Source organism: Flavobacterium sp. FG19, assembly GCF_057809475.1.
In genome coordinates, this window is record NZ_JBMDKA010000002.1 from 251026 (window position 1) to 275462 (window position 24437).

6 protein-coding genes are annotated in these 24437 nt (G+C 40.7%); all 6 read right to left on the minus strand.

Annotated elements, in window-relative coordinates; genetic code table 11:
- Positions 1-16 precede the first annotated feature (16 nt).
- Genes ACODST_RS03080 through ACODST_RS03105 form a run of 6 tightly spaced genes read right to left on the minus strand, consistent with a single transcriptional unit; the run spans position 17 to position 24429 of the window.
- The gene (locus ACODST_RS03080; RefSeq protein ID WP_488930646.1) at positions 17-7063 is read right to left on the minus strand and encodes an SDR family NAD(P)-dependent oxidoreductase; all 7047 of its coding nucleotides are present in this window, start codon (positions 7061-7063) and stop codon (positions 17-19) included.
- Positions 7064-7065: 2 nt separating this feature from the next.
- Positions 7066-8484, minus strand: coding sequence for a hypothetical protein (locus tag ACODST_RS03085; RefSeq protein WP_488930647.1), 1419 nt, complete (start codon positions 8482-8484; stop codon positions 7066-7068).
- A gap of 17 nt (positions 8485-8501) precedes the next feature.
- Positions 8502-12467: an RING finger protein gene (locus ACODST_RS03090; protein ID WP_488930648.1), complete on the minus strand. Its 3966-nt coding sequence runs from the start codon at positions 12465-12467 to the stop codon at positions 8502-8504.
- 2 nt (positions 12468-12469) lie between these two features.
- A complete protein-coding gene (locus ACODST_RS03095; RefSeq protein WP_488930649.1) occupies positions 12470-13405 on the minus strand; it encodes a hypothetical protein in 936 nt (311 codons plus the stop codon).
- 4 nt (positions 13406-13409) lie between these two features.
- Entirely contained in the window at positions 13410-14909 is a 1500-nt protein-coding gene (locus ACODST_RS03100) for a hypothetical protein (RefSeq protein WP_488930650.1), read from the minus strand.
- Between the two features lie 7 nt (positions 14910-14916).
- Entirely contained in the window at positions 14917-24429 is a 9513-nt protein-coding gene (locus ACODST_RS03105) for a DUF6603 domain-containing protein (RefSeq protein WP_488930651.1), read from the minus strand.
- Positions 24430-24437: the final 8 nt, after the last annotated feature.

The window sequence follows — 24437 nt, forward strand, 5'->3', positions numbered from 1 at the left end:
ATGTTCTCTAATACTATTAATTTTCTAAGTGGCTGTATAATTTTGTTGTGTTATAATTTGCTTCTTTTTTAATTATTTCAACTATTTCACTACTGTGATCTTTAATTAATTCATGACTTCCGTTTATATAATAAATCGAAAAATTACTTCCGGCCAGACTTATCCAGTTTTTTACCTTATCGATTCCGGCAATACGATCGTGAGTTCCTGCCATTACGACAACAGGAATGTCTATAGGCTCTTTTACAGAGACATAAGTTTCCAGTATCTGTACATCTGCCCTTACAAGTGAAATCGTATCATTAAGGGCTGTTTTCCTTGCCTGTACATTTTTTGAGTTTTCATACTTAACGACCATTTCTTCAATAAATTCAATATCAGACAATTCATGCAGCCTGCTTTCTGAAGGTTCTATAGGTGCTTCACAGGCAGAAAGAAACAATTTACAAGGCAGTTTCCTGCCGTTTTGTTTTAGAGCTGTATAAAATTCATAAGCCGTGAGTGCTCCAAAACTGTGTCCAAAAAATATAAAGTCTTCTTCGGGTTCTTCAAAATGAAACAGTAGTGATTCCATCAGTTCCGGCATAGAGATAAAGGGTTTTACATCGCTTCGCTCTTCACGTCCCGGAGGCTGTATGGCAATTAACTCAACATCCTTTTCAAACATAGCTCCCCATTTTTCATAAACTGATGAACCTGTCCCCAAATAAGGAAAACAATATATTTTTAACTTTGCTTTTTCATCTGCCTTTTTTATTAATTTAAACAGACTTCCTGAATCTTCCTTTACTTCTGTTGTCTGCATTAATTCCGGTTCCCTGATATCCTCTTCGGCCTTGATTTGATGATTATTTTCCTGTTTGTATAACAGAGAAAATATATGATCACTCACTGCATTGATGGTTGGATAATTATAGGCAAGCGTATTGGGCAGCTGACAGCCAAAATATTGCTCCAGCTCTGCAGCAAAATGTATTGCCATAAGTGAATCCATACCTAAAAAGTTAAATCGCTGGTCACCTTCAATCTTATCAAACGATTCTATAAGCATTACATTTCTAAGCTTAATTCTAACAGCCGTTTCTATTAATTCTCTTGCCTTTTCAGGGCTGCTTTCCAATATTAACTTAATGCTGCCACTGATAAGTTTTTGCTCTTCTGTATCATGTGTAAAGACTTCCGAAAATAGCGATGGCTGCAATGAAAAATCTATAAAAGTGCCAAATTTCTGCCACTCAATATCAGCGATCAATGAAAGAGGTTCATTTAAGAACAGCTCTCTTTCCATAGCTGCGAGGGCCGCATCAGGAGACATTAAATTAAATCCCAGCTTCTTAAGCAGATCTGATTCTTTATCTTCAGCACTCATGCCTACTTCTGCCCACGGCCCCCAATTGATACTTAAAGACGGTAAGTTGTGCTGATGTCTGTGAAGACTTAGCATATCCATAAAATGATTTGCTGCTGTATAATGACTTAATTCTACCGATCCCCATAATGCTGAAACGGATGAGAACAGTACAAACAAATCTAAATCCATCGTTAAGCTCAGCTGATGCAGTGCCCATGAAGATGAAACCTTTGTTTTAAGCGTCTCTAAAAATGCTTCCCTGTCCAGATCCATCACTTTTGAAAACCAGTTTACTCCAGCCGCATGGATAATTCCTCTTACCGGAATATTTCTATTATTCAGGTCACTGCACAGGTCTTCCAGTCCATTATTATCTCTTATATCCAGGGCAGCAATATCAATTACAGCTCCTTTATCCTGCAATACCAAAAGCTGTTGGATAGTACCATAATCAGGACTGTCTTCGGGAATTGCGGGCCAGAGATGTGCTGGCAGAAGTTTTCTTCTGCTTATCAGTACCAAATGTTTTACTCCTTTGGTAAGCAGCCAGTTGGCACATTTTAAGCCTAAACCTCCTAAACCTCCCGTAATAATGTACGCACCGTCAGCACGCAATTCAATATCCTGTTGTAATGCTTTCTTTTTAAATGGTGCAATATATTCTATATACTGTTTATCATCTCTTAAGGCCACACTGCGTTCAGCTGCCGGAGCTGTTATTTTGTGCAGTACAGCAGATGGAACAGTGTGATCGTCAATATCTATAAGTCCGCCTCTTAATTCAGGATGCTCCAGAAACAGGGTTTTTGAAAAACCCCAAACCGGAGCCTGTTTAAGGTTTATTATCTGTTTTTTATCGATTTGCTGTGACTGTTTGGTAACTATCCATACTGGTAATACAAGGGCATTTTTTTTAAGTGCCTTCATTAAAGGTATAAGCAGTCCGGTACCATTGCTAATTCCATATTCCAGGGTGGGTATATCGAATTCAGTATCTCTTATGTTATTTCCTGCTGTTACAAATACCAGTTTCCAGTCGGTACTGCCATCACGGCTCTTAAAGTTTACTATTTTATCAATAATCCCGGCCCATTCGGTGGCTTCTGTTTCAGCAGTTACACTAAACTCGGGCTTGACCTTACTAATAAAAGTGTCCTTAGTATCGACTTTTATCCAGAAAAAATCGTTTTTATTTTCTTTTAATTCACATACTAAACTCTCAACAAACGTATTGCTTTCACCTATGATAATCCAATTAGTGTCTTTTAACAAAGAAGAGCTTTGTACAGCTTTAACTTCCTTCCATTTAAGACGATAAGTATATGTAACAGATACCTCATCACTAACAGACGGCTTATAAACTGTCCCCCCCTGAGAAGGATTGGCAAACTCCGAAAGTTTGTCGGCATCTATTCCGGCCATCCAGTAGGATTTGTGCATAAATTTCTGTCCGGGTAAACGATCCGGGTACGCATGTCCTTCGGTAATGGCGTCCCATTTTACATTTATCCCCGACTGATAAAGTTTACCTACTGAATCATAGAAGAAATAATCTTCGGTCCTCTCACCTTTCTTAATATTGAGCGACCTCAACAGCATAGCATTAGTAAGGTTTAATGTATCGTTAACTGCCACAAGCGTACTTGCTCCGGGGCCAATTTCAACAAAATGAATATTAGTATCCCTGGGAAGTAAATTTGCCGCAGCCTTAAAGTTTACGGTATTAAGTAAATGCTCTACCCAGTAATCTGCCTTAGGCGCTTCCTGCATTACTTTTCCTTTTAAGGAAGATATCCATTTCTTTTGAGGCTCTTTAAAACTAAATTGTTTACTATATTCCTCCAGTTCCTTAGCTATAGGCTCCATAAGATGACTATGGAAAGCATGAGATGTTTTTAAATGGTAAGTTTCTGTTCCGAGCCCTCTAAAATGCTCGACAACAGCAGCTACTGCAGTCATGTCACCTGAAACTACTGTTTTTTTATCGCTGTTAATGGCTGCTATCTTAACCTGCTCTTTATCCATGATTTTGGCTACTTCCTGGGCATCAGCAAAAACAGTTACCATCATACCTCTGTTGGAAAGCGTTTCTGTAAGTTTGGCGCGTTTTGATAAAATTGCCATTCCGGTTTCGGGCTCAAAACAGCCTGAAAGGCAGGCAGCGGCATATTCACCAAGGCTGTGTCCTATTAAGTAATGCGGCATTACACCACATTCCTGCCATAATATCCCTAAAGAATATTGTACGGCAAAAAGAATGGGCTGCATATATTTGTCCAGCCAGAATGTTGTGTCTTTTTCTTCAAAAGCAAGATAAGCCAGACTGAAACCGTTACCTGTTTCTTCATCTATAACTTTGGCACATCTGTCAAAAGCAGTTTTAAAAACCGGGAATCTAAGATATAGTGTTCTTCCCATATGAAGATAATGCTCGCCCTGTCCTGTAAACACAAAACATACCTCTGAAGGAGAAATCGCTTTACTGTCCTCTCCAAGATTCAAAAAGTTTATCAGTTTGTCTTTTAAAGACTGTATCGAATTGACCATAAAACACTTGCGATACTTCAGGTCAGATCTTGATTTTGACTGGGTATAACAAATATCCTTTACAGACATTTCCTGATTTGCATTTACCCATTCGAGCAAAACTTCGGCCTGATCTTTTACCCCCTGTGCTGTTACTGCGGAAAAAACAAACGGACGCTGCGCATGATCATAATAAGTTACCGCTTCAGGAGGGGCCGGCAGTTCTTCAGGTTCAGATAGAATAGCGTGTACTAAAGATCCGCCAAAACCAAAAGAACTGATTGCAGCTCTGCGAACCTCATTATCATCAATATCCCAATTGGTTAATTGTTTAGTAAACTTCAGTCTTGTATTTTCTAATTGTATCTGCGGATTTAATGTTTTAACATGTATCTGCGGCGGTATTTGTTTGTGCTGAAGCATTAACACGGTCTTGATTACACTTGCTATTCCGGCACCTGCTTCCAAGTGGCCTAAATTGGCCTTAACCGACCCTACATAACATGTATTGGTACCTGCACCATATTGTTTCCGTATCTGTTCCATTTCTATAGGATCACCCGACGCTGTTCCTGTACCGTGAGCCTCAACGTAGCTTATATTAGTCCCCTTTAACCCAGCGGTTTTTAAGGTTTGCTCTATAAGCTGGTTTTGTGCTTTTCCGTTTGGAAAGGTAATTCCGGGACTTTTTCCATCCTGTCCTGCCATTGTGGCTGCTATTACTGCCAGTATTTTATTGCCGTCTCTTACAGCTGCCGATCTTTTTTTAAGCATTACGAGTCCGCATCCTTCTGCCCTTACATAACCATCGGCAGCTGCGTCAAACGTTTTGCACCTTCCTTCCGGAGACATCATTCCAAACTGGGACAAAGTAATAGTAGGCCCCGGCGATAATATTGCATTTACTCCCCCTGTTATAGCTTGTGTACAGTTACCATTTAAAATGGCCTGCGCTGCCAGATGTAAAGCTGTTAATGATGAGGAACAAGCTGTATCTACCGTTAAACTAGGCCCTTTAAAATCATAAAAATAAGAAAGCCTGTTAGCTGCTACGCTATTAGAATTGCCAAGTCCCGAATAAGCATTGAAGCCTTCCATTCCGGAACTCAGCTTTATTTTCATATATAAATAATCATTGGTAGACATTCCAATAAAAACTCCTGTACCTGATCCTGCAATATCTGCTTTTTTGATACCAGTATTTTCTAAAAGCCTCCAGGAAGTTTCCATAAGCAGTCTTTGCTGCGGATCTATTTCAGGTGCCTCGGCTGCAGAAATATCAAAATGTGCAGGATCAAACTGGTCGATATCATCAATAAATCCGGCCCACTTAGTATTCACTTTTCCCGGTACTGCAGCTCTTGTATCATAAAAAAGTTCGTTATTCCATCTGCTTACCGGAACTTCTGATACGGCATCAATACCCCGGGATAACAGTTCCCAATACTTATCGGGATCATTGGCTCCTCCCGGAAAACGACAGGCCATCCCCACTATCACTACAGGATCATCAGCTGAATTTTCTATTTCTACAGCATCGTCCTCTGCGTGTATAATCTGCATTCTGCCTGACAAATACTGATTGAGACATTCTTTTCTTGCGATCTTATAATTGCTGGTTTTAGGGATAAGCCCTTGTGCCGTAAATACGATTTTATTGGGTACTATTCCGTAAGCTTCTGCCAGATTGGCTTTAATTTGTAAAGCTATTTTATCGAGCTCTGCCCTGTTGGTATGCCTGTGTACTTCCTGAAATACATAAAACTCTTCTTTTGTACCATCTGCGTGGGAAACACAAACGGTATGATCATTTGTCTTTAGTTCGGTCAGCATATAACGACTGCACGTTTCCAAATCTTCGGCATCATAATTAACCCCTCTTACAATGATTATTTGTTTTATACGTCCTGTGATGTACAGAAAACCATTTAAAACAAAACCTGTATCACCTGTCTTTACAGGTGTAATCTCATCAGTGGTATACGGTATCTTATCCAGATAACCTTCAAAATTTGATGCCCCTTCAATCCATATCTCACCAGATATTCCTTCCTTACATAATTCTCCGTTGGCAATATCCACAATTTTAATAGTGCCTTTATTGTTTATACGGTACGGCAGTAAAGGTCTTTTTTGCTTTTCGCCCACTTCATTCCAAAAGATACTGTTTTCTATTTCAGAAAGCCCTTCTGTTCCTCCTGCCACGAGTAATGTGGCTTCTGCCAGTCCATAAACCGGTTTGAAAGTATTTCTTTTAAATCCTTTAGTTTTAAACTTATTATAAAATTCGTCTAATATTTGTAATGATACCGTCTCAGACCCAACATAAGCGTATTTCCAGCAGCTTAAATCAGGAACCCTGCTCTCGTCTATCCTGCGTACACAATGCTCAAAACTAAATGTTGGTGCCGCCGCTGTATCTGCCTGATACCTGTTTATGGTTTCCAGCCATAAATGAGGGGAAGATATAAACGAATGTGCCGGCAGAAAAACAGCAAATCCCGATTCATACAATACAGAAAACAAATGACCAACAAGTCCCATGTCGTGATAAAACGGAATCCAGCCTGCAAGCCTTACACTCTCCGACCGGGCGAAAATACGCAGCATCTCTGCCATATTATTCATAACATTTTTATGCCTGAGCATGACGCCTTTTGGAACAGAAGTTGACCCCGATGTATATTGTACATAGGCAATATCATCTGCACTTATTTCAGGTAATGTAACCGGTACTGTTCTATCTTTAAGTGAATCTATAGTAAATACTTTTACATCTCCCAAATTTTCATTTTTCAGGACTTCTATAAGGGTGTTATAATGTGCATCTTCTACCAGTACACTTTTAGACTGCCCTCTTTTTACAATTTCAAGGATACGTTCATAACCCTGTTTATTTCCTGATTTCCTTATTGGTGCCAGTGGTGCCGGAATACATCCTGCAAGCATACTCCCAAAAAAACCAAGAACGAAATCGGCTTCGTCTTCAATGGCTATCAGTATAATGTCACGACTAGTAACGTCAGGCAGGAGATTGTATGCTGCACTCAGACAGCCTTCCTTAAGCGATTTAAATGTAAATTGTTTTTTTTCTGCACCATATCCATCCAAAAAAATCAAGGCGGTTTCTTCTGCTTTTTCTTCCGGATAATGTAATACTAAATCAACTACGGTATTTTTATTCATATTTAAACTATTACATCTAGATGACTGGTTATAACAGATCCATTCTGAGCTGTACCTTTTAAGATATAGGTCGTTGACGAAGAAAGGGTAACCTGTTTCGTTCCCTCCTTAATTTTATCTGTCGCAATATCCTCTCCCGGGTTTAATTCAAGCTTAACAAGATTTGCCGTAACCCATGACAGCTCATACACACCATCGCCTTTACTTGTAAAATCAAAAAACTGCACCTGTGGGTGTGTTGTATCTCCATCCCCCAGATAATACACTTCTGTATTGCCTCCCGGCTGGTACAAAGTAAGTATTGCCAGTGTATTACCAATTATCTGCAGCCTTTGGGCTCTCCATTCCGGGCAGTCAAAACTTCTTACTATACCACTTAATGTATTACCGTCTCTTCTGGCATATTTAAAATACAGCATTTGTACGGGCAGTAAATTTATACTTACCCGTTTTGCTGCTATATTTTTAAAACCATTTACACTTAGTTCATAGTAAACAGAAGATGGCATATTGGCATAATTACTTCTATAAAACTGCTGCACTTCATTCCCCGGATTAACTGTAATACCCGGCGAAGGGTTGTTTAACTCCAATCCTGAATTTGAATTAACAGCCGACGATGCTCCCCACAGGAAAAACCAATCCAGTTCTATAGAATCATCGACTTTTATTGAGCCGCTTTTATTACTGGTGAATGTTGTAATTAAAGGCGGGTTTTGTGTTAAGGTTACAGGGACCTGTGTATGCCGCTGGTCTGATGTAAATACGGTTACAGTATAAGTACGCTGGGATTCTGTTCGGGATGGTATAGTAACCATTGTATTGCCGGGACTTGGCGGCGGCCCCTCCACAGGAAATACTCTGTCACCACTGTTAAAAGGTGCAATCACTACTCTTGTCCCCCCTACAGACTGCCAGTAAAGTCTGGCGGAACCATTTAAGGCTATGGTTGACGGACTTACCCATGCGATAATATCTAATGTATTATTAGCATGTTTAGATATGTTTACAGAAGCCTCACCCTCCTCCATCAGATTTTCATTTATTCTAATGACCGCCGGAACAGAAGGCTTGTATTTAGAGTTAACAGGCACAGCCAAAAAAGTAATCTCAAACTGCTGCCCGGGCTGTAGTTTTGTATTATTGTTAGTAAATCTCACAATAAATTCATTTCCCATAGAAGACTTCCCGCAGGTGATACCAGACGGTACTCTTGTATCAAAATTTAAGTTTTCTACTAAGTCCGTATCGGTATTCCCCATAGGGAAAGAGATCTCAATACTATCACCACGAATCCCTCCTCTAAAATGGATAAGCTCACCATCTGCAGGGTTGGTAATGATCATCGTAAGATCGACAGAAGTACTTATAAAAACTTCATTAGGCTCAAAAGAATATTGTAAAATACTTGAATTTACCATCACTTTCTTTACTTAAGTTAATTATTTGTTGCATTAGAACCCGATAACACTATCCATCCTTCAATGAGTGAAGGCGGGGCCGAATTTAGCACAGCTTGCGGAGTGGAAGGTATTATGGCTGTCTCCTCGTTCCAGCTGGTTACATCTTTTCTTGCCATCCATGACCAGCTTCCTTTTACCTCAGCCGGGGTTGGCATTTTTATTCTTGCCGGGTCCAGTAATAATGGTCCGGCTCTAAAGGTCGCTTTTAGATTATTTAAGGCTATAGATACAGGTCCGTTTGGAAGACTCACTGATACGGCTGGTAAACTGCCTGAAATTACGGGTATATTTCCTGACGGGTCAACCAGCAGGGTCAGTTTTACGGTTTCATTATTGGGTGCAAGTGATACTTTATGCCCGGTTTTTACATAGCTGGTTTTGTATCTTACTTTTTTACCATCATCAATAAGCTTAAAGAGACTGCTATTAGAAGCAGCATCTTTAAAAAGTGATTCATTTACTCTTACCGTCTGCCCGTTTGCTCCATGAACAGCATAAAAAGTATCATAATTATCGGCTTCAAAATAACCTAGTACCCCGTTGGTTTCTACATTATTGTCACCTACCCTTACGGTAAAAGGCACTTTGCAGAAATCAGGCAGTGTAAGTTTGTAGGTACCATTTTGGTTGTAGTACCTTCCTGTTTCGCCCCAGCTCTGGTTAAATAACGGCATACCTGAAAGCGATAAATCTATTTCGGCACGTACTACAGCCAGAGGTCTTCCTAATAATATAGATAAGTTACCATTTTGACTGCCAACGTTTTCCATTGTCCAAAGTGAATCATCAATAGAAGACATAAGATCATCATAAGCTACTGATCCTTCGGGAGCTGTTGCTAATAAACGCATTATAAAAGCCTGTAAATGCTCATTAACTAATGCAGGCGGTGCCCCTAATGCAGCATTACTGCCCGGAACAGCATCCCATCGTATACTATAACCTCTTCCTGTCTGATCATCCCTGCTTTCCTGCCCTACTTTAATAACAGCTCCCATGTTTTCTCCTTCCGCATTAAATACCATTAAGGAGTTGTCAAGGTGATTAGGCATTACCCATCCGCAGATGGGGCTGGTAAGATCCGAAGAGTTGCTTTTTATCCTGTCATTATCACTTTGCAGGAGGTTTAGTCTTACCTTAGCAAGCTGTGCCAGCCTTGGCCGCAGCTGTCCAAAATTTTCAGTATTTCCTCTATAGTTCGGGCTAGATGTGGTAAGGCTTTCTGACCAGTATATATCCGGTATAGGCGATTGCTGTCCGCCTCTTAATATCTGCCCGAAAGAATCCACCACCCAAATATCCATTACTTCAAAATGACCTGCCGGAATTGGGAAAAAAGGCTGCGGATTGGCGGAACCAAAACTACCTGTTACCGGCCTGAAATTGGAATTTGAATTCCCCAATAAATTAACTATATCAGCATCTTCGGGATAAGTGTTTATAGAAATAAGCATCGTAGTGAGCTGCTTCATCAGCCCGCTCATTGACTGGGTTAACATATCTATTTTCGATATTTTACGGGCTGCAGCTTTAAGATCTTCTTTTATATAGTAGGGTATTGTTGATGAGTCATAATTACTATCTGTGGTAAAGGTTTCAAACTTATCCTGAATTACCCGTGCGGTATTAGCATTTAAAATGGCACGTCCCATAAAAGGAGGAAAATTTTGAATAGGTGTTATCTGGTTCCCCATCCAGTCATAATCTATATCTCCCAATTCCCATAAACCAAGTCTTTGCGCATCATTTAACACCGCAGGTCTCCATCTGATACTCCAATCTATATAAATTGGAGACCATGGCTGTACTCTCCTGTAAGCAACTCCTACTGCTGACGGAATTATTCCTTTAAACTTAGCAATATCGGCTAAGGATTGCACATGGCATTCCAAAGTTTTGGGGTCATTCCATATAACAGTCTGCTGCATTCTAATCTTCTGTGCTAATGGATTAATCTGTTCATTCGAAGGATTCGCAACCCCGCACATATTAAAAAATAACACAGCAATAAGTCTTGCACAGCTCTGATCCAGCAGTAATGTCTCTACCCATAAATCCATTACTTCTTTAGGAATGGCATTCCATAAAGGCATGGCTGCAGCATTTAAAATTTGATGTGCCCCAATGGTTTGTTTATACTCCACATTATCTATACTATAAGTAACATCAATGGATATTATGGTCTGCCCCGTTATCCTTACACTTAAAAAGCTGCCATCATCAAATTCTGTCGGATCCGATAGTTTTGTATCCTGTCCGACTCCCGCTACCATAATTACAGGATCATTAGGAGATGTATAAGGCTCAAGGTCTACAGCTTTTACAACAAAATCTGACCCAAGTGATTCCTGCAGCATTATTGAAATAGTAACAGCATTCTCACTTTTAGTCTGATGATTTTTAATATTATCCTCAAGATTTACAGAGATTGCCTGCAGACTCTGGCTAACAGCAGTATTTCTCCTGAAAGCACTTTTTAGACTTAAAGAAAAAAGTTCTGTCCTTTGGCTGGCAATAAGCCTGTGAAGACTGTTAACCTCGCTTTGTAAAGTATTTAAATTAATCAGGGTTTCTGTATCCTTTTGAGTAAGATCAATTGTCTGCTGGCCTCCGGTCATTACACTATTGGCACCACCCTGCTCTGCATTTACTACTATCCATTCCTGACCTGCATAAGCAGTTTCAAACCTGGAATTATGCAAAAGGGTTTCTACCCTTACCGGATCTTTATCAAGATCAAAAATAAGGTCTCTCTGAAAAGCTTCTAATGCCCTTTCTATATCATGTACAAATGGCTCCTGGCCATGTTCTTCTGCTACTTTATTTGACATATAGGCAGATATCGCCTCTATAGCATTAGAACCAATAGCAACGTCAGGGAATGCAATACCGCCGCCCGGAGCACCTGATCCATAAGCAATTTCATAACCTTCCCATACTACATTTGCTACCATAGAATGACAGATGGTTTGTGCTGCCAAAGGCGCAGGGCTGTTTGTATCTCCGTATTGCTTCTGCCAGTTGTGCCAGGCAATTATTGCATTTTTAGCCTGCTCAGGAAGATTAATGGCATCCGGATCAAAAACTCCCTGCAGGCCATGAGTCTTCTGCCAGTAAAGCCAGGCATTTACAGCATCTTCAACATCAGCGGTGCCATCGCCTACAGACCATGAATATTTTTCTCTCAGGGTTTGTTCCCAAACCTCGTTACTTTCAGCGGGCATGTCGGCTAAAATATCATCTTCGGGATCAGCATACCAACCCACAATTGAATAGGTAAATATTGATTTATCTTCGCCGGGGATATCGTGCAGTGAAAAAACATTGGTTACATTATCATATGCAACAGACCATGACACATCTCCGGGGCCTACTGCTTTTAAAAATGGTTTTCCGTCTGTCGCTTCACCTGTCCAGTCTTTTAGTCTGTAACTTTTACCAATCCCTCTTACAGGAGTATAAATATCTTCAGGATAAGGATACTGGCTATGATCATTAGGAATATCGCCTAAATCAAAAAGATCATCACTCTTTAATACATTAACCCCATTATCCTTTATAACAGGAGCGACATTTATGGGAGTCCCATTGGGAATTTTATCATCATTTATATTTCTTGGATATTCAAAACGGGTAATAAGCCACCTGTTAGGAACATTCGGAAAAACTACTTCATTAATTTTTTCATCCTGTTCTCCTCTTCGCATCGTGTAAGGAAGTGTCCACATGATATGAATACCCGGTTCCGGACAGTCTTTTGTACCAAAAGGAGCCGGCTGATCAGGCAGTACCCCTGAAGCCAGATTATAATAATTGTCCTTTACACTGGACCATCTTGTTTCTGAATCATAATCAATACGACTGATAAGCAAAATATCAGCTGCCATAGGAACCAGAACACAGGGTCCCGGCCATACTGGTGAAAATTTTGAATCTGACATAATTATATCGTTTTAATACTGTCAATTGTATAATTGCATTGAGGATACTGTCCTCCTTTTTCGTCTTTTATCTGATACGACTGTCTGCCTGCCCCCTGCGTGAGCTGTATAGCAAAACCGCCGGGAGTAAGCGTATTGTTTTCCAGAGCATTATTTGCTGAAAGCGTTTTGGTAATAGAGTCTGCAAGTGCACCTATATCTACAACCCCCGGTTCCTTATCCTGCCTCATGGTTCCGGATGCTGTGACACTTCCTATCTGTTTTCCGGCAGGATGTTCTTCCTGAGACGGATACCCTAATCCTCTCATGGATACCTCAAAACGCTGCGCACTTTCTTCCCTTGTTATCCCAAAATGCAGTCCTTCGGCGGGTTCAGAAAAGTCAACTCTGTCCGGTACTCCATAAAACAGACAAAGCAGTACATTAGGAGAAAGCCGGTCCATTCTTACTATAGTAAGCAGAGTATCATCCTGATAAGCATTAACCTCTATTCCCGGCCATCCTGAAACTACCTGAGAACGAAAAATAAATCCTGAAATAGTTCCTCCAGTAGTATTGGTCTTTAAAGCTTCATTACGAAGATCAGACCTTAACTTTAACTGGAATTCATCTACCTGAGCATAAATCTGTTCAAAAAAAGCCTGTGTAAATACCTGATCTCTGGATGATAACACCCCCGTACTTAGAGCTCCGTCTACAAGTCTGTCCAGCCAGTTTCTATCCAGAAAAAAGAATCTTAGGGATTCTGTTGGCAGCATTCTTGGATCGGGAATCAGATACTCTGTTGGCACCCCATACAAAAGTGTAAGCTGCGACAGCCATCTGGCAAGATCATCCGGCAGTTCGGGTGCATCACTGTCTTTTTTTCCGACAGATGCATTCATTATACTTTTTGCTATTGATTTATGCAGCGTTTTTCTATTGGCCCAGGATTTCATAACATTAGTTTTTTATTTTTTTTACAAGCTCCAAAAGTGGATCATCATCACTTTCAATTAGTGCTTTAACATCGTTATTATTAAGAACACCCGGTAAATGATCTCCTAAAAACTTTTCTTTACGGGTTTCAAATTCAGGCCATTCGACTTTTTTAAACTTATTTGTAAACAGGTTTACTGTACCCGATACAATATTTGCCTCTTTTTTATCTACAGCCCCAATTATCATGGCTTTTGCTTTTAGTCCTTCATTTTTAGACTGTCTGATAAGTGATTCTAAATAGGCATTACGCCAGTTAAAAAGCCCGTTGGCAAAAGTACCGTCCGATAAAGCCAGCAGACGTCCGATCTGCCATGCCGAACTATACGCATGATTAAATAATCCAAATTCGGGATCATAATGAATGGCATGATCACTATATAAATAAGGGCCATAATCAAAACATCTTTTGGTAGGTGCTGCTACCAATGGTCCCCGATACCATGAAGTTGATGTTTCTCCTTCACGCATATTATTCTGCAGTGGTACATAGCTTATTTCCAAAGCTTCCCGAGCCAGCGTATTGGTATCTGTTTCTGCCTCTTTTGGTAATTGCAGCAGACTTACACCGCCTCTGCCTTCCAGGCACAAATCGGCCATTAATGTTTTAAAACTGGCTCTGGCCTCATTACAGGTAAACTGCCATGATCCAAGTGTTACCAGTCTTATCTTATCGTAACCCTCTACGTTATTCGGACTCAAATGATCCTGATGTCCTTCGTAGGAAACTAAAAAAATATGATTTTTTACCCCTGCTTTAGGCAGCCTGTTTCCTATTACTACAGAAAAACAGCCATCGTCGTTCATACCCAGCATTACTTTACCTCCTGTATTGACTCCTCTTGCATGTGCCAGAAAAGGCAGCTCTTTTATAGTGGGTGCTATTGCCTGAAAATATTTAATATCAAAATCCATTACCGTAAGCGAATCACTGCCATTAGGTACTTTTCCTAATACAGGAAGTAATACTTTTGATGCCGGCGTCAGCATTTCGTCAACCGTCATCACTACCGGATCTGGAACTTTTTTTGAGTCGATATCATCCTGGTATACTGTTAACAGGCCAATCCAGGGGATCTGGTTAATTTGGGCCGGATCTCCCATTGCTTTGTCAAACCTCAAACTTCTTTCCGATTCGGTTACGGGAGGATTAATTTCGCGGGACCATGGCAGCGAAAAATTATTAAACACCATATGCGGTAATGAATTATCGTAATTACCTAATTGGTTTGCCGGCGGATATAAAGTATGGATACTACCGGGATCTATAGAAAATCGCGGACCATTAACTAATAATGGCTGATCGGACACATAGGACGGATCCTTTCCGTCAGTGACTCCCAGAACCTCCTGCTTTGCCTTTAAGGTATAATTTCCGGCAGGTAAAGGAGGCTGGATATAATCGTAAAAACGAATTTCTCCAACTCCTACAGTATCCGGTTGTGTTATAATGCTGGTACTCATCGTTTTGTTATTTAGCAGTTATTTGTATTGCACTTGATTTATTATTATTGGCTTCCAGATCTATGGCACCGTAATTAAGGGAAAGTTTTTCCCAAATATGTCCCGAAATTTCTTCTATATCACTCAGTCCATACATACCTATAATATTTAAATCGGGATTGCCTGGTTTTGCAATCACTCCATAATAAGAATCTTCAGGCTTAGCTTCCGGAACAGCATAAACAAAAGTAGTTTTGCCGTTTTTGATGTATGATTTCTCATAGCTGCTTAAACCGGTTTTTAACGGAATCTCTCCTGCCGCTATTGTTACTAAAAGATCATCGTCGCCTTCCATTATACTTTCTGTCATTACGGCAATAAACTTACTGGAAACAGGAAATAATGATTGTATCCATCCTGGTTCTAAACCGTTTACGCCCATAACCTTATTGTTCTTTAAAAGATCTCCGGTGTCAATTAATCCCATGTGTCGCTTAGTTCCCGGAATCGCTATTCTCTGGCTGTTTTGTACCCTGATCAATGCCCTGTCTGTCAGTGCCCAGACCGGATTTATTTTAGAAAGCAGGGTATCTTTCTGCCAGCCTGCGGTATTATCAGCATTCTGCCCATAACCTTGTACTACTACCTGTGCCGTAAAGGCAGGAAGGGTATATATTGATCCCGATTCAAAATATTTCATACTGGTTATCTCTCCGTATTTATTGAAAGTAAATACCAGAACAGGAAGACCTCCTTCATTTTTCACAGTAGCCACACTGTTTACATCTGTTTCCCAAAGTGCTATACCTCCGTCATGAACCGTTATAAAATCAGGAGAAACAGTTTCTCTTTCATTCTGAGCAGAAGGCTCTGCAGTTTTGTCTGACCATTTGGCCCTTACATTCCCTGAGTAGAGCGGCATGGCATCTAATGAATTTGTATCTCCTTTGCTTTTTAACACAGCTCTCGTACCGTATCTTTTTAAAATACCCTGCAATACCGGCTGTCTCACTTCTCTATTTAAAACAGCTGCTTTTTTAAGTGCTTTTACGGCTGCACGCGGTGTACCTTTTTCCGCCTGCCCGCCATTTTGGTAAATACCCAGTCTTGCAATAACCGGAAGATCCTGGAGTATCATTTCGGCGGCAAAGGCCATTACAGAAAGATCCGGACTGTCCGGTGCATTTATAGCGCTTGCTCTTAATGCAGCAAATACCGCATTACGTTTTGCAATTACATCACTATTCATGACAGACTCCCTGATTATGGTATAAGACCTGTTCTGGTCAGGATAACGCAGCGCAGGAGGATAATTGGGTACTAAAGCATAGGGCAATAGTTTAACCGCATTATTGTCATATTTTAAATTACCAATATCAAAAGCCGGCAGGTTTTTTGGAATTACATAACGATTTACATTTATGGTTAATCCAAACAATGCTCCTTCTATAAGCATACCTGCTGCATTTGGTGCCTGATTTTTATCCAGCATTTCTTTCGACCATAATGCCGAAGGCGCCCCGTTTGTTATAGCTGTCATTGCTATTTCTCTCTCAGACAGATTAATTTCATTACCTGCTCCGTCAACTATTGAAATAGTAATCGGGGCCTTAAGGTTATCAATATATCCCATCGGACGTACTCCTACTGCCATACCACTCTCCTCAAATTCGGAATTGCTCACTGTAAGTAAATTTACAGGAATCGCTGACTGAACTGAAACGGAGAACGGAACCGGGTTTACCATCCATACCGGACTGTCTGCATTAGTGCTCTGCAGGCCGGAATCTGCGTTCCATTTTACAATCTGTTGTGCAGGATCAACTGCATTTTTAAACATTAAGTTTTCTGAAGCAGATTGCTGCGGTTCTGTTTGCGGCAGGAAGCTTTGTTCAAATGCTGCCCAGGTAAGCTGGTTGTCATTTCGGTTATTCTCACCTCTTCCAATAGGAATTGTAAATGAAATTACGTACCAGTTAACTTCTATAGAGCCATGTGTAGGCGGACCTTCGAGATTTAGTCTGGCACCAAGTTCTGCTCTAAGGGTTATCGATATTCCTGCAATGGTTACACCAAAAGATACTCCAACCGTAATACCAATACCTACATTAAAATAGAAAGGTTTCCATTCTATAAGGAAGTTGGCGTAAGCATTAAGCCATGCGCTAAGCGGCCCCAGCTCATAACTTACATTTAGGTAACCGCCAGCCATAATTGCTGTAGGGCAGAGCGCAAAATATACACCTCCGGTTATACTTATCTTGCCTACCGCAATATCCATCTTCCATTGCATGCCTAAGCGCGGTACATCCGGATAATAAACCGGTTTGTTGAACGCAGGGTGATATCCGCCAAGCGTAATTACAAAATCCCCGGCAGCAATTTTATAGTCTTTTGTTGTTATATCTTTATACCATAAATAAAAAGCAAATCCTCCTGTTACCCTGCAGTCTTTAGTTAATACAAATGAATTAGGTGTTAACCTCGCTTCTGCCGATATAATTCCCTCTCCAGGCTTAAAGGAAACTTTAATTGCAAGTTCAAAATAAGCCAGTGCTGCACCGGAATCCTTATTATCTCCAACAGGCGGCAGCGTTGCATAACTCAGCCCAAGCAGGTTAATATCCCATTCTTTACCAAAACTGAGGAACAGTAAGGCCACTGTAGTAATAAGCTCAAACGATTTGAATTTTAATCCGGCCGCTACCCAGTACTGTCCTATTTCTGGTCTTACTACCTCCGAAAGATCGGTAAGAGCTTTAACCGGATCATTACTTGTAAAACTGCCTTCTGCAACGCCTTTAACCAATAAGAAGCTTTGTACATCCTCAACAGAAGGAATCTGGATAGAACGGTTGTAACTAAAACCGGCAGCCACACCCGTTATAAAAAATGCCGGCGGTCCTCCAAGCGGAGCATTTAATACTCCAAATACAAATAACGATGGAACCGTGTCTGCTCCTTTTTTGTCGGATACCGGAATTTGTGCATAAGATCCCAGAGCCATTAAAGAAAAAGATCCTCCTTTAATCACCGCTGTACCATTATAACATAAAAACGGATTAGTCTGCTTAAGAAGACCTGCGTCAAGACTTACACTTCCTCCTCTAAAACTTATATCCAGTCCCTGCAGATCAAGAGTATAAGATCCAAAATCGGCTGGTTTTGTTACTGGTAAACCTACATCCAGTCCTATTAAAGTTGCTTTTAACCCGGCCAGTTCTACACTTCCTGAGAAAAGGAAATGCAGCAGATACTCTTTTTCTTCTTCTTTACCATTCCAGCCCAAGCCAAGGCTGTTTACAAACAATGGTCCGAATGCTCTTTGAACTGGCAGTATAATTTCGGTACCACTGCCCGTATTGCTCTTAAGGTTAATATATAATTCATTAGTATAAGCCGCTGTTACAGAAAAAGTAGGATTGGTTGGCGGGTTGCCTTCGCTTTTTTCATCACCTGATCCTAAAAGATTACTCGCAATAGGGTTTTCACTTCCTCCGGATGCCATTCCGGAAGGCGATAACGAAATTCCTATATCTTCTAGTGTAACTCCTGCTCCAAATGTTACTTCAGGATTACCACCGTTTAAATTCAGGTCAAATAATACTCTTGGTTTTATGGCATCTATTACAAACCTGCTAAAGTTTACAAGAGGTTTACCATTGGTACCTACAATGTCAAAACCTACATTATCCAGTACAAGGTTTATACTGCTAAAATCGGCCGCTATTTCATTGGTTACAGCATCTACTGTAATAGGTATATAGATACCTATACCGGGATTTCCTACTTCTCCACCGCTGCCCTTTACCCAGTCATCATTTTTATCACCCAGCTGTAATACGATATTGGACAGTGCCGCAATTTTAAGATCCGGCGCAAAAAGATGTAATCCATAACTGCCTGATTTACCGGGCTCGGGTCCTATCGTTATTTTCGATTTATTATCTGTGCCAAATGTAAGGATCGTAATTTCATTTTGCATCAGTGTTTTAAGCAGGTTGCCAAAGAAAGCCTGCGGGGTTATATGGCTGAGGTTGTCAAACGAGTTAAGGTAATATCTTTTTGGTGCACTGCCTTCACTGTTAATAAGCGAAGCGGCTTCCAGAAGCACTGCAGGTGTCGGCACGCCCGATCCTGTACTGATTACAGGTGATTCCAGCCATGTATGTACACTGTCCTGATTAAGAACCAATGCCGATACATATCTTGGCACTACATTTTTAAATACGCTGAATATCCAGTCGGCCATCCTGTCGGATAATTCGCCCTGTCCGGGGAAGAATTCCGGTAAAAGCTGTCTTTCAAGATTTGAATTTACTAAACCTGTTTCTGTTTTATTAGTAAGAGGATCCAGAGATAATACAAATCCTTTATCTGAAACATATTCCAGATTTATAGAAGGTCCCGAAGTACCTTCTACAGGTACCATAACATTAAGCCCAAAGTTAAAATCGAACTTGCCGGTGCCCATATCAATACCAGCTCCTGTATCTTCAATAGCGATGTTAACAATCTTTAATGAAGGCATTTCAAGTCCGGCCCATAAACCCAGCATATTCCTGTCGTTTAAGCCTGCTTTTATTACAGGCATATTCTCTCCGGGAGAGAATAACACAAGACCTTTATGGGTACTAATCTGATTAGGTAAAACGGTATCCAGTAATGTTTTTACAGCAGCAGCGGTTGCCGGGGCATTTTCAGCACTAAACCTGTCCTTCAGCCAGCTTAATCCCGCTTCTTCAATTAATTGAAGAAGTTCTGCCTGCGTTTTGTTTATAAAGTTTTGCGGCGTCAGTATAAGCAGTAACGCATCGGACAGAGTATTTACATCGACAGCCGCTGCAAAACCTGTCATTTTATCTATAAAAGGTTTTGCTCCTGTTTTTGCCAAAGCTTCTAATAGTTTAGGCGTAAGATCTTTTATAAGGGTTACAGAAGCCATTCCTGCCGCCTGTCCCGCTATATTTCCCCATCCCAAAAACGGCAGCAGCTGGAGGTTTAAAGGCTCCGGTTTTTCCGGAGTACCTCTTGTTATTTTCAATAAAAACTCCCTGTCAAAACCCGTTGACACAAAAAACGGAAAATCTGCTGCTTTGGTAGAGATGTCTACTCCTCCCGAAAATGCAGGCTGGAAATTGGCATCAAGATCTACTTTTAGCTTAAGATTGTCCAGTACTGCCATCCCGCCGGCAATATCTATCTTGGCAGTACCAAACTGGAAAGAAGCCAGTCCGTTATCTCCTGTCAGTTCTATAGCCAGATCATAAGGCAGTCCTGAGATCTTTATACCATTTTTAAGGGGAGCTGCTTTTATGCCGTTTGATGTAGATACCTCGGGTAAGTTACTTAACAGCTGTACGAACGACCCCACATTAAATCTTCCGTTATGTCCCAATACACTGTCTGACAGCAGCCATGGCAGAGGATCTTTGAGAAGTCCAAGTATAGACTCCATGCTCCAGCTCTGGCTATTTGATGCTGCCAGTAAAAGATCTTTATTTTGAGGACTATCGCTTTTTTTAGCCAGACCAAGTCCCTCAAATACCTGCTGTAAGAAAGGATATTTCTCTAATAAACCGTCTTCCAGTACCGCATTTAAAAGAACATTAAGCACATAGGCCGGGGCAATTTTAGATAGCTGGCTGACAAAATCTTCTCCTTTAAAAGGATATAGCTGTAATGCCTCCGCAGCAGGTCTGCTGCCATCGCCCCAGATTATTTTTGAAGTAAAAATATCCTCTGTTGTTAATGGATATCTTAAGTTTATAGTATTGTTTAATGCAAGCTGCAATACAGGACAATAAGCGTTAAGTGTGCATTGCATAGACCTGTTAATAAGGTCCAGACTCAGGCTTCCGCTAAATTCTGCAAAACTTCCCAGTTGAAAAGCGTCTTTAGGTAATACCGCCAGGGTTACTACGCCGCTGCTGTTTGTACTAAAAGTGAAGTTACCCCATTGTGTCGGCTGAATATCCTGAACCAGTTCTCTGGTAAGTGCCTGTAATAATGCCGTATCCGTAAATAAATTTTCAAATCTGTCACGTATACTGCTGACCGGGTTAGAAGCTATTTCAAGCAGGGCTTTCGGATATAATGGGTATCCTTCGGAAGCGGGACCGCATATCCCTAAACCATTTAACAAATCCAGGAGAGGTTTGGGAAAATCAGGGATTTTAATATCGAAAATCTCTTCTAAAAACGTAAACAGCTGTTTTCTGGATTCAACATTTGTTAACAACGATGAAAGCTGTGATTGGATATACGTATCAAAATTAGCTAACAAGGCATTCCAGCCTGCTGTATTTATAGTATACAGATCATCTTTCCCGGTTCGGGTATTAACCAGACCCAATATAGCAAGCAGGTCATAAGCCGTTTTAAAACCCTCTACATCTTCTACCTGAATAGCAGCGGTCTGTACTGCATTGCTCAATATGGTATAAAATGCCTGCTGAAGTCCTGTCGCAAAATCAGGGCTCAAAATCTCTTTGAGTGTTAAGGAATCTCTTTTATCCTGTCCTGCCAGCGTAACATCCAGCATGGTAATTACAGGCTCAAATTGTATAGCCGAATCAGCAATACTTAAATTTAATCCCAGTACCACTCTGCCTACACTTCCCGCATTAAGCGGCAGGTCTACTAAAAGCTCACCCGGTTTTGACAGTGTTCCTAAAAGACTGAATGACGGGCAGTTTGTAGTAATAAAATCTCCTGTATCTAAAGAATATTCTATAGCATTTAACCTTGTTTCAAGCTCAAACTGAAAATCACTGTAGTTGTAGATATCACTACGCCCTATTCCGGCTCCTATTACCTTACTAGCTGCAGTATACCATACCGGTATTTCAAAACCTTCAGGCAGTGGTGTTTTATACGGATCGATGAAACTGCCGCTCCCTGTTATAGCCGGAGGAGTTTCCAAATCTGTATTGATAGTCCATGTGAGCAGTCCAAGTAAACTTTTCGCCTTATCATTTGTGCTAAAGTTATCGGCCATCTGGTTTCTTATATCAGTCCATGGTGCCGAAAAACTATTAATTTTAAACTGTGTGAAGCCGTCCCATTTGAAATCTGCCGGGAAAACGGGCGATTTAGAAAGATCTGTCAGTAAGCCAAAAGCTCCCGTTGTAAAGAGTCCAGCCCTTGTACGGGTACGCATTAAAAAAGCTCCTAACGCTCCTACAAGGAATGGTCCAAAGGTTTTTACCCCATTTGTTACAAGCTCTTCCAGTGCGCTTTGATCATCAAAATTAAGATCCTGCCCCAAAGCCAGGTCCTCTCCGTCCAGTTTTAAAGCCGGTTTATTTACAAATAAGGACCAGTTCCAGCCATTAAATCTGCTCCATGCGGCAGACAGCTGTGCTTTTTCTACACTAACAGATATACCTGCAGCTTCTGGCGTACTAAAACCATCAGGCAATGTTAACTTTGCTTCAATAAGCGGCAGCCAGTTCGCTGTTATCTGTTTATTTCCGGAATCTCCTGAAGGAAAATCCACACTCACAAAATCCAGCGTTATTGCGGGTACAACCTTTATTCCTGGGAGATCCACCTCTGGTTCAAGAGATAAACCCAGAATCAGTCTCGTGTCACCATTGGACAGCTTCGTATTATAAGCTGTTAAGTATGCGGGTAAAGAAACCTTATCCAGAGAAATCCCTGCTTTCCATGGTGAATCCGGAGTACCTTTACCCGTAACCACTATCGTTTCACTTCCTGAAGCTGCATTCAGCATTTGTGCAAAATCCTGCACTATATAGGTAAATGCTGTTTTATTATTAACTAGCGGTGCATATTTAAGGATCTCTAAGTAATATCCTGCCCATGCTCCTATTGGATTTGTTATCGAATTAATCATTTGCCCGGCATCAAAAGGGGCTGCTAATGCTGCAGGCCAGTCTGATGCGCCAGACGGACTCGTAAGTCCTATAAGCGATGCTACACTATTGGCAAATGTATTGGTTGAAGATGAGGTTACTCCAAGCAGAGTCTTAATACCATCGCTTAATAATGATGCCCCGGCATTGGCTAACTGCGACGGAGAAAGCAGATTAATGGTATCGAAAGAGCTGGAGCCCGTTACAACCTTATTTAACCTGAAATAAGGAACTACGCTTCCTGATAAACCAAAGGACATACCGCCTTCGAGATTACCAAAACTGTATTCATTGAACTTACACAGAGGTTCTCCTGCTGTTTTATTATTAAGACCGCATTTAAACTGAAAATTTATCGCAGGATCGGCCGTTATGGTATTACCGCTTAACTGAAATTTTGCAAGTTCCAGATCGGCCTCCATGCTGAGTGCAACATCTGAATCGCCCAGTATAATGTCTTTACCCGCAAATGAAATTCCCGGATAAAAATAGCGGGTACCTTCCAGAACTACATCGGTACCTACTGTAAAGTTTAGTTTTCCAATATCATTAATACTAATTAATGAGATTTCAAAAGGATTTGTTCTGGTACCGCTTCCCGAAGCTTGTACCGCAGTACCGCTTATAAAACCACCCAGGCACGAAAGCCAGGTTTTTAATTGTGCCGGATTGGCACATAAAGTATTAAACCAATTTAAAAATGGTGTGGCTGCACCATTAGGATATTGTTCAGGATTTGAAGCGATCTTAAACAACTCGTACCATTCCAGTACGGGTAATTTTTCGTCGGAATTAGGTACAATGGAGGTTAATCCCATTAAAGGCGGAAAATAACCTATTCTTGTCTGCTGTGTCTCGTCTGTAAATACTTTGCTTAAAGCACCAACAAAAAGACTGGATACGGTTTCCAGTATCTGCTGGCCGGTTATAGCTTCAAGATCTGCAAGAGTACGGTCGCTAGGTTTAGCATCTCCTGCAAGCTTTAGAGCTAATACCTGAACCGAAATATCAAAAGGTACGGCAGCAGCCAAATCTATACTGGCGTTTACTTTTACACCATTAAACGAAACATCATTTATGTCTATTAAAGAACTGTCGGCTTTTGCACCTTCTACGGCTACCCCAAAGTTAATTGGGTATCCTGCTTTATCAAATGTAATATTAACCTGCCCCTTATCTATCCTTAAAAAAGGAATCTGCCCCCAGACATTAACTTTAAGTAACGGATTCTCTGATGTTACAGTCCAGGTATGCAAAACACCTAAGCCCAAAACAGTTTCTGTACCATTTTGGGAGGTTACAAAGTACAAACCTGTATTTTTATCATCATATTTTACCGGATACCATGTACCCAATAAAGCAGGATCTTTTACCGGAATCCCCAAAGCATTGCCGCCAACCTTACCTAATAACTGCCCCAGAAGATCCCCCAGATTAGAAGAATTTGCCGTAAACCCGTTTTTAGTATTTTCTATAGGGTCTGTAAACCAGCCATTATTAAGGTCATAGGTATTGTCCTGATCTTCTTTTTTATCAAGGAGACCTACCATTTCACCCAGACTGCCCAAAATAGGATCTAATCCAGAAAATGTAACACCATTGTTCTCTTCAAAATCCTCAGCTGTAAAGGTTTCTGTATCATTAAAAAATGTGTTTTCCATAGGAAGAT

Bases quoted from the DNA above. Each gene is read 5' to 3' on its own strand.
- ACODST_RS03080 (WP_488930646.1), bottom strand. From the start codon at position 7,063: ATGAATAAAAATACCGTAGTTGATTTAGTATTACATTATCCGGAAGAA.
- ACODST_RS03085 (WP_488930647.1), bottom strand. From the start codon at position 8,484: ATGGTAAATTCAAGTATTTTACAATATTCTTTTGAGCCTAATGAAGTT.
- ACODST_RS03090 (WP_488930648.1), bottom strand. From the start codon at position 12,467: ATGTCAGATTCAAAATTTTCACCAGTATGGCCGGGACCCTGTGTTCTG.
- ACODST_RS03095 (WP_488930649.1), bottom strand. From the start codon at position 13,405: ATGAAATCCTGGGCCAATAGAAAAACGCTGCATAAATCAATAGCAAAA.
- ACODST_RS03100 (WP_488930650.1), bottom strand. From the start codon at position 14,909: ATGAGTACCAGCATTATAACACAACCGGATACTGTAGGAGTTGGAGAA.
- ACODST_RS03105 (WP_488930651.1), bottom strand. From the start codon at position 24,429: ATGGAAAACACATTTTTTAATGATACAGAAACCTTTACAGCTGAGGAT.